The organism is Phycicoccus sp. M110.8, from assembly GCF_032464895.1.
GTDB lineage: Bacteria > Actinomycetota > Actinomycetes > Actinomycetales > Dermatophilaceae > Pedococcus.
The window spans coordinates 1490773-1502639 of sequence record NZ_JAWDIC010000001.1 but is presented as its reverse complement, the minus strand read 5'-3'; the positions used below and the strand labels follow the sequence as shown (position 1 = coordinate 1502639).

Here is an 11867-nt window from a genome sequence, read left to right as displayed (position 1 = left end):
GATGTCCCGTTGCGGGGTGATTGTCTCCTCGAGGCGGAGGCGTCCGGAGGGAGAGGCGTGAGCACGGCCCAGGACCTTGCGCGGCGACAGGCGATCGCGGCATACGACGTCGTCGGCCGCCCGGAGGAGGCGGACCTCCACGGGCTCGTCGAGCTCGCGGCCGCCGTGTGTGACGTCCCCACCGCCGCCATCAACATCATCGACGACCGGCACCAGCACCAAGTGGCCGCGGTCGGCATGGAGGCGTCCGTCTGCGCGCGCGAGGACTCCATGTGCGCCCTCGTCTTCCAGGGTGGTCACCGGGTCGTGGTGCCCGATGCCCGGGCCGACGACCGGTTCGCGCGGAACCCGTTCGTCACCGGGGTCATCGGCAAGGTCCGGTTCTACGCCTCGAGCCCGCTCGTGACGCCCGGCGGCATTCCCATCGGCACCCTGTGCGTCTTCGACGAGGACACGCGCGAGCTGTCGGACGCCGCGGCCCGGTCCCTCGAGCTGCTCGCCGACCAGGTCGTCGACGTCCTCGAGCTGCGGCGGACCCACCGCGAGCTGGCCCGGTCCAACGAGCAGCTGGCCCGGTTCGCGGGGCAGGTCAGCCACGACCTCGGCAACCCGCTGGCGGCGCTGCGCGGGTTCCTCGAGCTGGCCTCCAGCAGCCCCGAGCTCGCCGACGCGCCGTTCGCGACGATGGCGCTCTCGCGGGCCGAGCTCGCCGCCGACCGGATGAACGCGCTCGTGGTGGACCTGCTCGAGTACGCCCGCGTGGGCGGTCGGGCCCGCCGCACCGCCGTGGACCTCGGCGCGGTCGTGGCGGCGGTCGTCGAGGACCTCGACGCCCAGCTCGCGGACAGCGGTGCCACGGTGCGGGCCGGCGACCTCCCCGAGGTCACCGGCGACGAGACCATGCTGCGCGCCCTCCTGCAGAACCTGCTCGCCAACGCCGTCAAGTTCACCGCCGAGTCCGGCGTCGCGCCCGTCGTCTCCGTGACCTGCGACGAGATCAGCGACGGCTGGCGCGTCGCGGTCGACGACAACGGCCCCGGCGTCACGCCCGACGACCGCGAGCGCGTCTTCGGCCTCATGGAGCGCGCCGCCAGCACGGTCGACGGCCTCGGCATCGGGCTGAGCACCTGCCGCCGGATCGTCGAGGCGCACGGCGGCCTCATGGGGATCGATGACTCCGACGCCGGCGGCGCGAGCGTCTGGTTCACCCTCCCCGGCTGACCCCTGGACACCGAGCGGCCCGGTCACGCGTCCCCCCGCGTGACCGGGCCGTTCGTCCCCAGTGGTGTCCCCACCGGAAACAGTAGGAGGGACCACCGACACCGTCGATGGGTAGAACTACCCATCGTGCGACGGGCCGCCCGCGACCGGTGCCGGTGGCGTCGCCGCCCCGTGCGACGATGCCGGTATGCCGCCGCGTCGCCGAGTCCCCGTGCCCGCCGGCCGGGACGCCGTGCGCGTGTGGCGCTCGGAGGGCAGCGCCACGGCCCGCACCGACCTCGCGACGGCGGTCCGCTACACGCTCGAGGAGCTCGCCGCCGTCGCCCCGGGTCGCAGCGTGGAGGTGCGCGTGCCGCCGTTCGGTGCCGTGCAGTGCGTCGAGGGGACGACCCACACCCGTGGCACCCCGCCGAACGTCGTCGAGACCGACGCGCAGACCTGGCTCGAGGTCGCCACGGGCGCCCTGGGGTGGGACCAGGCCTGGGAGTCGGGGCGGCTGCGGGTCAGCGGCCACCGGGCCGATCTCGGCCCGCTCATGCCGCTCGCCTGACGCACTGGCCAGCACCTCGCACCCTCAGCCGGGCTGTGGGTGCCGTGCTGGGCCCGAGCCCCGAGTCGCTCACTCCCCGCGGCGGTCACCCCAGAGGGGCTCACTCCCCGGGGTAGGACACCCCGACCTGACGACGCACCTCGTCGAGCGTGGCCATGATCGCGACGGTCTCGTCCAGCGGCAGCAGCGGTGACTCGAGCTCGCCCGCGCCGATGCGCCGCGCCACCTCGACGGCCTCGTGGTGCAGGCCGACCCGCGGCTCGGGATCGGTGTACTCGTCGAGGACCTCGTGGTCCGTCGAGGTGAGCCGCACGACCGCGCCGGGCGCGTAGAAGTCGCCGGTGATGTCGATCCGGGCCCGGGTGCCGCAGATGCTGGCGGTGGTCCCGGTCTTGGTGAGCATCGTCGCGAGGACGGAGGCGACCGCGCCGCCGGAGCTCTCCAGGACCACGCCCTCCTGGCCGTCGACGCCGGTGTCGGTCACGGTGCCGTGCGCGGTGACCGACCGGAACTCGCCGCGCGCGCCGAGGACGAACGAGGCGAACGACACCGGGTAGATGCCGAGGTCGAGCAGGGCGCCGCCGGCGAGGGCCGGGTCGGACAGCCGCTGCGGGCCGTCGGGGAACAGCTTCTGCCCGTGGTCGGCGAAGACGGTGTGCACCTCACCGAGCAGGCCGTCCTCGAGGCACCGGCGGACGACGTCGACGTGCGGCAGGAACCGCGTCCACATCGCCTCCATCGCGAACAGCCGTGCGGTGCGGGCGGTCTCGACGACCTCTCGCGCCTCGGCGGCGTTGCGGGTGAAGGCCTTCTCCACGAGCACGGGCTTGCCGGCCCCCAGCGCGAGCAGCGCGTGGTCGCGGTGCTCGGAGTGCGGGGAGGCGACGTAGACGGCGTCGACGTCGGAGTCGGCCACGAGGTCCTCGTAGGAGCCGTGGGCCCTGGCCACGTCGAAGTCCCGGGCGAACTCCTGCGCTCGCTCGATGCTGCGCGAGCCGACCGCGACGACCCGCTGGCCGGAGCGGGTGTGGACCGCCTCGGTGAAGGCGCGGGCGATGCCGCCGGGGGCGATGACGCCCCACCGCAGCGCGGGGGCGTCGTGGGGGTCGGGCGTGCGGGGCGGCGGCAGGGTGAGGTCGGGCACGGGTCCATCCTGCCGGGCACAGGCCGGTCAGCGCACGCGCCACCGGTCCAGCACGGGCGGCTGGGGGGTCGGCTCGGCGTCCGCGTCGGTGAAGGGCCGGGCGGAGCCGAGCGACCCGAGCAGCTCGCGACCCGACACGAGCGTCGCCGAGAACGCCGTCATGTTGACCCGGCGGGGGAGCTGGTCCATCGGCAGCCTGCGCGCGCTCGCCACCAGCACGGTGTTGCCGAAGCGGCGCCCCTTGCGGACCTCGGAGGTCGCGATGGCGGCCGTGTGCGGCAGGACGGCGTGCACCGAGGCGTGCAGTCGGGCGAGGTGCCGCCGCGCCGGCTCGTCGGTCGTGTTCATCGCCAGCACGCCCTCGGGCCTGAGCACCCGTCGCACCTCGGTGAACCACTCGGTGGTGACGAGCTCCGCGGGCACCTGCCCGCCGGCATACGCGTCGACGACCACCACGTCGGCACTGGCGTCGGCGAGCGCGCCGAGCCCGCTGCGGCCGTCGACGGGCCGGACGCGGATGCGGTGGCCGCGGGGCAGCGGCAGCGCCGCGCGCACCTGCTCGGTGAGCGCGGCGTCCGGCTCGAGCACGATCTGCGGCGACCCCGGGCGGGTGTGCGCGACGTACCGCGGGAGGGTCAGCCCGGCGCCACCCACGTGGGTGACGGCGAGCGGCCCCTCGGGCAGGGAGTCGACGACGGCGGCGAGGAACTGGACGTACTCGAAGACGAGCAGCCGCGGGTTGTCGAGCTGCACGTACGACTGCGGGTGGCCGTCGAGCATGACGACGGTCCCGCCGGTGCCGTCGTCGACCAGCTCCAGGGCGCCGGGCACGGTCAGGGCCGCACGAGCGACTTCACCGCGCGGCGCTCGTCCATCGCGGCATACGCCTCGGCGACGTCGGCCAGCGGCACCTCGAGGTCGAAGACGAGGCCCGGGTTGATCGCACCGGAGAGGACGTCGTCGCGCAGCTGCGGAAGGTACTGCCGCACCGGGGCGACGCCACCGGCGATGCCGACGTTGCGGCTGAACAGGTCGCGCACCGGGTACTCGATCCCGTGGGGCACGCCGACGTAGCCGACCGTGGCACCCGGCCGGGCGACGGCGATGGCGGTCTGCATCGACTCGTCGGTGCCCACGCACTCGAGCACGGCGTCGGCGCCGACGCCGTCGGTGAGCTCGTTCACGGCCGCCACGGCGTCCTCGCCGCGGACCTCGACGACGTCCGTCGCACCGAACTCGCGGGCGATGGCCTGGCGCGAGGCGTGCCGCGACATCGCGATGACCCGCTCGGCGCCCATGCGCGCAGCCGAGAGCACACCGCTGAGGCCGACCGCGCCGTCGCCGACCACCACGACGGTGTCGCCCTCCTGCACCCGGGCGGCCACTGCGGCGTGCCAGCCGGTGCCCATGACGTCGCTGAGCGCGAGCAGGCTGGGGACGAGGTCGTCGCCCGGCACCTCGCGGGTGGCCACCAGCGTGCCGTCGGCCAGGGGCACGCGGACGTACTCGCCCTGGCCGCCGTCGACCATGACGCCGTCACGGTCCGGGCCGCCCCAGAAGCCGCCGCGCACGCACGACGTCTGGATGCCCACGCGGCAGTGCGGGCAGGTGCCGTCGGAGTACTTGAACGGGGCGATGACGAAGTCGCCGGGGCGCAGGCTGCGCACCTCGGCGCCGACCTCCTCGACGATGCCGACGAACTCGTGCCCGATCCGAGTCGGCTCGGCCACCTCGTTGATGCCGCGGTACGGCCACAGGTCGCTGCCACAGACGCACGCGGCCGTCACGCGGACCAGCGCGTCGGTCGGGGCCACCAGGGTGGGGTCGGGGACGTCCTCGAGCCGGATGTCGCGGGGGGCGCCCAGAATCGTTGCCTTCACGACGCAAGCCTGCCACGCGGGATCGAGGCCGGCCCGACGTGCCCCCCGGCATACGCTCGGCGCATGCGCTTCGGCATCACGATCCTGCCCGAGCACCGGTGGTCCGACGCCGAACGGCTCTGGCGCGGCGCCGAGGAGCTCGGCTTCGACCACGCCTGGACCTACGACCACCTCGTGTGGGCCGGGCTGCCGGACTCGCCGTGGTTCGGCGCGCTCCCGACGCTGACCGCCGCCGCCACGGTGACCTCCACCATCGGCCTCGGCACGTTCGTGAGCTCGCCCAACTACCGCCACCCGTACGTCTTCCTGCGCGACCTCCTCGCCCTGGACGACATCTCGGGAGGCCGGCTGCTGTGCGGCCTCGACACCGGTGGCGACCTCGACGCGCGCATCCTCGGCGAGGACCTCTCGCTCAAGGAGCGCGTGGACCGGTTCCACGAGTTCGTCGAGGCGCTTGACCGCCTGGCGACGCAGGACCACGTCGACCTCGACGGACGGTTCCACCGCACCGTCGACGCGCGCACGCTGCCGGGCTCGGCCCAGCGGCCGCGGTTCCCGTTCGTCGTGGCCGCGAACGGGCCGCGCGTGCTCCGGCTCGCGGCCCGCCTGGGCCAGGGCTGGGTCACGTACGGCGCCGGCGGCGAGACCCTCGAGGAGTGGTGGGCAGGGGTCGCAGGCCTCACCCAGAGGCTCGACGAGGCCGAGGCGCAGGCCGGGCGCGAGCGACCGCTCGACCGCTACCTGTCGCTCGACGGCTCACCCCGGTTCTCGCTGGAGAGCGTCGACCTGTTCGAGGACATGGTCGGCCGGGCGGCACAGCTCGGCTTCACCGACGTCGTCACCCACTGGCCGCGCCCCGACGGTGTGTATGCCGGGAGCGAGGCCGTGCTCGAGCAGGCCGCCGCCCGGATGCCGGCCCTGCGCTGAACAGGGACCGGGCACCCGGGCGGTCGTGACCGGCTGGTCGCCGTGGGGTGTCGACGGCCGAGGGCCGGTGGTGGAGGGGCCCTCAGCCGTCGACCGTCAGCTGAACGAGAACAGTGCCAGCGGCGCCGACGTCGGCTCCGGGGAGCCGCCTGCCGGCTCGAGGGTGATCCCGGCGCCGGTCGCGGTGGCCGCGTCGCCCTCGAGCATCACCGTCACCGTCGGCGCGCTGCCGTGCGGCATGACCAGCGCGCTCTGCATCCCCTTGCCCGGCTGGTCGAACCAGACCTGGAAGTCCTTCCCGGCAGGGGCGGAGGGCATGTTGTCGGCGATGAGCACGGCCTTGCCCATGGACGGGCTGCGCACGATCGTGGCGCGGGCGCCGTCGATCACCTTGACGAACCGCTGCGCGTCCTTGGCCTCGAGCACCCGCTCGGTGGCCGTGAGCCGCGTCGACGGACCGGAGTCGGACCACGGGCTCCACACCAGGCCGCCGATCACCAGGGCCGCAGCAGCTGCGACCCCGGCAAGCCAGGTGAGCGCGCTCCGCCGCCGCAGGGGCACGACGACCCCGCCACCCGACTCCTCCACCGGGGTGGAGTCGTGCGCGGTGCCGCCGGGTCCCTCGTCGACGCTGCCGGTGGCCGGCACCGGCACCAGGTGGGTCGGCGTGTCCAGGTGTGGCGCTGGCGGACCGCCCGCGACGGGCGGGGTCGAGCGCAGGTCGTCGGCCAGCGGCGGGAGCGGACGCACGGTGCCGATCCGGCTGAGCACGGCGTCGCGCAGGCTCGACGGGGGAGCGGTCTCGGCGAGCAGGCCGAGCTGGCCGGCCGCCTCGCGCAGCGAGGAGACCTCGGCACGGCACTCCGGGCACTCGGCCAGGTGGGTCTCGAACGCAGCGCGCTCGTGGTCGTCGACGGCGTCGACGGCATAGGCGCCCACGAGGCCGTGGATGTCGGCGCTCATGACTGCACCCCCAACGTGTCTCTCAGCCGGATCAGCCCGTCGCGGATCCTGGTCTTGGCGGTACCCAGGGGAATGTCCAGGAGGGCGGCCACCTCGGTGTGCGTGTAGCCACCGAAGTAGGCCAGCTCGAGCGCTCCCCGCTGGGTCTCGGTGAGCGTCTCCATGGCGTTGCGGACGCGCTGGGCGTCGAGGCTGCGCTCGACGGTCTCGGCGGTCTGGTCGAACTCGCGGTCCTGGTTGCGGGCGCCGTAGACACCTTCGCGGTCGGTCGCGGCCTGGGCGGAACGCACCCGGTCGACGGCCTTGCGGTGGGCGATCGTGAGCATCCAGCTGATGGCTGATCCCTGCGCGGGGTCGAACCGGGAGCTGGTCCGCCAGATGTCCAGGAGTGCCTCCTGGGCGACCTCCTCGGACTGGGCGGGGTCGCGCACGACCCGCAGGACCAGGCCGTAGACGCGGGACGACACGAGGTCGTACAGCCGGCTGAACGCGCCCTCGTCACCCAGCGCGCACGCCTTGAGCAGCGCCGCCAGGTCCGATGGGGGGGCAGCACTTCCCCAGGTCGCTCCGGGACCTGGGGAAGTGGCTGCCACGGGAACCATCATGGCTGATGTTGCTTACTTCGGAAGGAGAACGCCGTCGATGATGTAGACGGTGGCGTTCGCGGTCTGCACGTTGCCGCAGACGATGTTCGCCTCGCCGACCTTGAAGGACTCGCCCGAGCCGGTGACGTTGATGGTCGTGCCGGCCAGGGTCTTGTGGTCGCCGGGGAGCTGCTCCGGGGTCAGCTTGCCGGGGACGACGTGGTTGGTGAGGACCTTGGTGAGCAGGCCCTTCGGGTCCTTCATCGCCGCGTCCATGGTGGCCTTCGGGACGGCCTTGAAGGCGTCGTTGGTGGGCGCGAAGACGGTGATGTCCTTGGCGCTGTTGAGGGTGTCGACCAGGCCGGCCTCCTTGACCGCGCCCACGAGCTGGCTCAGCACGGGGTTGTTGCTGGCAGCGGTGGCGACGGGGTCGGTGGCCATGCCGGAGAACGAGCCCTTGCCGTCCTTCGGGACCGCGCTGCAGGCGGCGCCGAACGGCTGGCCCATCATGTCGGAGGACGAGGACGAGGACGACGAGCTGGACGAGCTCGGCATGCTCGAGGACGAGCTGCTCGACGCTCCGGCGCTCGCGCTGTCCGAGCTGCCACACGCCGCGAGGCCGAGCGGCAGGGCGAGGGCAAGGGCAGCGATGGTGCTGCGACGTGCAGTGCTCATGGTGTGACGCTCCTTGGTAGAGGTTCGAGTTACACCAGCGATTCGGTGCCGCTCATGGGGCGGATTGGACTGGGGGAGAAAAGATTCCGCGTGTGTCGTGGGTGTGCCCGGGTCGCGGGGGTGCGTGCCGGCCGGGGCGCGACAGTGCCCCGGGCGCAGCGCGGGGCGCGCACGCACGGGGACATGGGTCGGCCGCGCACCCTCCCCCTACGGTGGGTGCGCGGCCTCGTCGTCAGGAGACGATGACGACGATCGAGTGGTACCCGGAGGCACCACCGGGGAAGGGGTCGACCCGCTTGTCCGTCTGGACCTCGCCCTTCCCGTTCGTGGCCCGGACCGTCACGTCGTGGCGGCCGCTCGTGGCGTCCCAGACCCAGCTCCACTGCCGCCAGTAGACGGTGCCGCCGTCGGGCCCGAGGGTCGCCTCGCGCCACGGCCCGTCGTCGACGCGGACCTCGACCTTGCTGATCCCGTCGCCCGCCTGCGCCCAGGCGACGCCCCCGACGGCGATCTTCCCCGGCTTGTAGGTCCCGAGGCCCATGGGCGTGTCGATCCGCGACTGGGTCTTCACCGGGGCGTCGGTCACCCAGTCCCGTTCGGTCCAGTAGGCCTTGTCCTTGGCGTAGGTCGTCGCGGTCAGCTTGCTCAGCCACTTGGTCGCGCCGACGAAGCCGTAGAGGCCGGGCGTGACGAGCCGGGCGGGGAAGCCGTGGCGCGGTGGCAGCGGCTGCCCGTCCATCGCGATCGCGATGAGGGCGTCGCGGTCGTCGGTGAGTGCCTCGACCGGGGTCGAGATGGTCATGCCGTCGACCGACTCCGAGAAGATCTGCTCCACCCCCGACTGGATGCCGGCCCGCTCCAGGACGTCACGCACCCGCACGCCGAGCCACCGCGTCGAGGAGATGTAGGGACCGCCGACGTCGTTGCTGACGCAGTTGAGGGTGATGTCCTTCTCGATCACGTCCATGGCCAGCAGGTCCTTGAACGACATCGAGAACGGCTTGTCGACCATGCCGTCGACCTCGAGCTTCCACGTGTCGACGTCGACACGGGGGATGACCAGGGCGGTGTCGACCCGGTAGAAGTCCGACGTCGGGGTGCGGAACGCGCTGACCCCCTTGACCTTCCCCTCGATCCCGGTGGGCAGCGGCGGCAGCGTCGTCGCGGGTGCGGGCAGGGTGACGTCCGCGGGCGTCGAGGCGCCGCCGCCGAGCTTCTGGCCCAGCGCGCCGACGGCGGCGGCGCCGACGGTGACCCCTGCCGCCCCCAGCAGGAAGCTGCGGCGGGCCGGCGTGCCGGGGGTGCCGGGCGCGTATGCCGTGTGGTCGAGCGGCGACTCGGGCTCCTGACCGCGGGATGCCCCGCGGGAGGTGGCCCAGCCGCGGTCGGGCACGGTGGCGGGGGTGGGCTGGGACCGCTGGTCGCCCCCGCGGGCGGCGAGCTGCGCCGAGTCCTCGATGCGCTCGGCGAGCAGTCGCAGACCGGACAGGACCGCGACACCCACGGTGCCCGCGACCACGGCCGGGATGATGTCCTGGGGGAGGGACGCTGGCCGCAGCAGGGCCGCGATCCCGGCGAGGGCCGCGAGCACGACGAGCAGGGCGTTGGCGAGCGAGTGCCGGCTGCGCGACAGCAGCCCGATCCCCGCGGAGGCGAGCGCGGTCACCACCGCGACGGTGGTGAGCAGGACGGGCTTGTCGTTGGTGCCGAGCGTCTGGACGGCCCACTCCTTCACCGGGGTGGGTGTCGCGTCCACCACGGTGGAGCCGATGGCGAGCACCGGCGAGGCCGCCGGGTTCACGAAGGCCGCCACGAGGTGCCCCGCAGCCATGCCGGCGGCCGCGGCGAGCAGGCCGCTCACGGCATACGTCAGGCGGGTGGTCCTCGTGGGGGTGCTCATACCTCCCATTCGTACCCGCCGCGGGTTGCGGATGGGAGGTCACGCCCGGGTCGGTGGGCCCCGCGACCGGCAGGTACCGTGAAGGGGTGAGCCGCACCCGTCGCTACCCCAACTTCGTCGCGTTCATCGCCACCGGCGTCATCGTGGGCTTCGTCGTCGGGTCCGCGTTCGCCTACCTCAACCCCGAGGACACGACGGAGTACGGCCACACCTACAGCCCGGGCAGCGCGGTGATGTTCCTCGGCCTGCTGGGGGCCTTCGTGTTCGGGCTGCTCGCCGCCGTCGTCGCGGTGCTGCTCGACCGCCGCGACTGACTCTCCCGGACGGACCCGGCTGACGCTCCCGGGCCGCCGCGACCGACCCGGCCGTCGCGCGCAGGCGCGACCGGCGGCTGTGGGAGGATGGGGCACGTGGCACGCGGCGACGGACGGCTCTCCCACGACATCCTCCCCGGCGAGAAGGGCCCGCAGGACGCCTGCGGGGTCTTCGGCGTGTGGGCTCCCGGCGAGGAGGTCGCCAAGCTCGCGTACTACGGCCTCTACGCCCTGCAGCACCGCGGGCAGGAGTCGGCCGGCATCGCGACCTCCGACGGCCGCTCGATCCTCGTCTACAAGGACATGGGCCTGGTCTCGCAGGTGTTCGACGAGCGGTCGCTGGCATCGCTGCGCGGGCACCTCGCTGTCGGCCACTGCCGCTACTCCACGACGGGCGGCTCGACCTGGGAGAACGCCCAGCCGACGCTCGGCGGCCACGACTCCTCGACCGTGGCCCTGGCGCACAACGGCAACCTCATCAACTCCGCCGAGCTGCGCGACCTCGTCGCCGACCGGCGTGCCGACGGGTTCGGCGGCAGCCGCGGCGAGCTGACCCGCGGCAACACCACCGACACGGCACTGGTCACCGCCCTGCTCTCCGACGACCCCGACCGCTCGCTCGAGGCCGCGGCGCTGGAGATCCTGCCGCTGCTGCGCGGCGCCTTCTGCTTCGTGTTCATGGACGAGACGACGCTGTATGCCGCGCGTGACCCGCACGGGATCCGCCCGCTGGTGCTCGGCCGGCTCGAGCGCGGCTGGGTCGTCGCCTCCGAGACCGCTGCGCTCGACATCGTCGGCGCCTCGATGATCCGCGAGGTCGAGCCCGGCGAGCTCATCGCCATCGACGAGGAGGGGCTGCGCTCGCAGCGGTTCGCCCCGGCCGAGCCCAAGGGCTGCGTCTTCGAGTACGTCTACCTCGCTCGCCCCGACACCACCATCAGCGGCCGTGGCGTGCACGAGGCCCGGGTCGAGATGGGCCGGGCGCTGGCGCGCGAGCACCCCGTTGAGGCCGACCTGGTCATGCCGACGCCCGAGTCCGGCACGCCGGCCGCGATCGGCTACGCGCAGGAGTCGGGAATCCCCTACGGCCAGGGCCTGGTCAAGAACTCCTACGTGGGGCGCACGTTCATCGCCCCGTCGCAGACCATCCGCCAGCTCGGCATCCGGCTCAAGCTCAACCCGCTGCGCGACGTCATCAAGGGCAAGCGGCTCGTGGTGGTCGACGACTCGATCGTGCGCGGCAACACCCAGCGGGCGCTCGTGCGGATGCTGCGCGAGGCCGGTGCGGCCGAGGTCCACGTGCGGATCTCCTCGCCGCCCGTGCGCTGGCCCTGCTTCTACGGCATCGACTTCGCGACCCGGGCCGAGCTCATCGCGACCGGCATCGGGGTCGACGAGGTCTGCACGTCGATCGGGGCCGACTCCCTCGGCTACATCTCCGAGGAGGGGATGGTCGCCGCCACCGAGCAGCCGCGCTCGGCCCTGTGCACGGCCTGCTTCACCGGCAGCTACCCGGTGCCGCTGCCCGACGACTCCCGGCTCGGCAAGAACCTGTTCGAGACGCTGCCGCTCGATGTCGACGGCGTGAGCCTCGGCGTCGCCGGCGGTGCCGAGGACGCCCTCAGCCGCCCCTGACCCTGTCCTGATCGGTCGGACCCCGGCCCTAGGTCCCTAGTCGCTCCCTCCTCCCGGTGCTGCACTGGCCGGGG

General features: G+C 73.4%; 12 protein-coding genes. 5 read left to right on the top strand and 7 right to left on the bottom strand.

Annotated elements, in window-relative coordinates; all coding sequences use genetic code 11:
* The first annotated feature begins 57 nt into the window (after window positions 1-57).
* Both RKE38_RS07195 and RKE38_RS07190 read left to right on the top strand, forming a co-directional pair.
* A complete protein-coding gene (locus RKE38_RS07195) occupies window positions 58-1221 on the top strand; it encodes a GAF domain-containing sensor histidine kinase (RefSeq protein WP_316006761.1) in 1164 nt (387 codons plus the stop codon).
* Window positions 1222-1408: 187 nt separating this feature from the next.
* Window positions 1409-1771 carry a sterol carrier family protein gene (locus RKE38_RS07190; RefSeq protein ID WP_316006760.1) on the top strand — a complete coding sequence of 121 codons (363 nt, stop codon included), beginning with the start codon at window positions 1409-1411 and terminating at the stop codon, window positions 1769-1771.
* 100 nt (window positions 1772-1871) lie between these two features.
* On the opposite strand, the gene RKE38_RS07185 is transcribed toward RKE38_RS07190, so the two are convergent.
* From RKE38_RS07185 to RKE38_RS07175, 3 genes are read right to left on the bottom strand one after another with little or no spacing between them, the layout of a single operon-like run.
* Window positions 1872-2915 carry a Gfo/Idh/MocA family oxidoreductase gene (locus RKE38_RS07185; protein WP_316006759.1) on the bottom strand — a complete coding sequence of 348 codons (1044 nt, stop codon included), beginning with the start codon at window positions 2913-2915 and terminating at the stop codon, window positions 1872-1874.
* 27 nt (window positions 2916-2942) lie between these two features.
* Window positions 2943-3746, bottom strand: coding sequence for a fused MFS/spermidine synthase (locus RKE38_RS07180; protein WP_316006758.1), 804 nt, complete (start codon window positions 3744-3746; stop codon window positions 2943-2945).
* A 2-nt stretch (window positions 3747-3748) separates the two neighbouring features.
* Entirely contained in the window at window positions 3749-4795 is a 1047-nt protein-coding gene (locus RKE38_RS07175) for a zinc-dependent alcohol dehydrogenase family protein (protein WP_316006757.1), read from the bottom strand.
* A 63-nt stretch (window positions 4796-4858) separates the two neighbouring features.
* Here RKE38_RS07175 and RKE38_RS07170 point away from each other — a divergent pair, with 63 nt between their 5' ends.
* Window positions 4859-5722 carry an LLM class flavin-dependent oxidoreductase gene (locus tag RKE38_RS07170; protein WP_316006756.1) on the top strand — a complete coding sequence of 288 codons (864 nt, stop codon included), beginning with the start codon at window positions 4859-4861 and terminating at the stop codon, window positions 5720-5722.
* A gap of 96 nt (window positions 5723-5818) precedes the next feature.
* On the opposite strand, the gene RKE38_RS07165 is transcribed toward RKE38_RS07170, so the two are convergent.
* From RKE38_RS07165 to RKE38_RS07150, 4 genes are all read right to left on the bottom strand, one after another.
* Window positions 5819-6685 (bottom strand): anti-sigma factor domain-containing protein, encoded by an 867-nt coding sequence (locus tag RKE38_RS07165; RefSeq protein WP_316006755.1) that lies wholly within the window; start codon window positions 6683-6685, stop codon window positions 5819-5821.
* The gene (sigK, locus tag RKE38_RS07160; protein WP_410055452.1) at window positions 6682-7287 is read right to left on the bottom strand and encodes an ECF RNA polymerase sigma factor SigK; all 606 of its coding nucleotides are present in this window, start codon (window positions 7285-7287) and stop codon (window positions 6682-6684) included. Before sigK ends, RKE38_RS07165 begins: the two co-directional genes overlap by 4 nt.
* A 15-nt stretch (window positions 7288-7302) precedes the next feature.
* Window positions 7303-7944 carry a fasciclin domain-containing protein gene (locus RKE38_RS07155; RefSeq protein WP_316006753.1) on the bottom strand — a complete coding sequence of 214 codons (642 nt, stop codon included), beginning with the start codon at window positions 7942-7944 and terminating at the stop codon, window positions 7303-7305.
* Between the two features lie 232 nt (window positions 7945-8176).
* Window positions 8177-9844 (bottom strand): molybdopterin-dependent oxidoreductase, encoded by a 1668-nt coding sequence (locus tag RKE38_RS07150; RefSeq protein WP_316006752.1) that lies wholly within the window; start codon window positions 9842-9844, stop codon window positions 8177-8179.
* An 86-nt stretch (window positions 9845-9930) separates the two neighbouring features.
* Here RKE38_RS07150 and RKE38_RS07145 point away from each other — a divergent pair, with 86 nt between their 5' ends.
* Window positions 9931-10158 (top strand): hypothetical protein, encoded by a 228-nt coding sequence (locus RKE38_RS07145; RefSeq protein ID WP_316006751.1) that lies wholly within the window; start codon window positions 9931-9933, stop codon window positions 10156-10158.
* Between the two features lie 96 nt (window positions 10159-10254).
* The gene (purF, locus tag RKE38_RS07140; RefSeq protein WP_316006750.1) at window positions 10255-11793 is read left to right on the top strand and encodes an amidophosphoribosyltransferase; all 1539 of its coding nucleotides are present in this window, start codon (window positions 10255-10257) and stop codon (window positions 11791-11793) included.
* Window positions 11794-11867 lie beyond the last annotated feature (74 nt).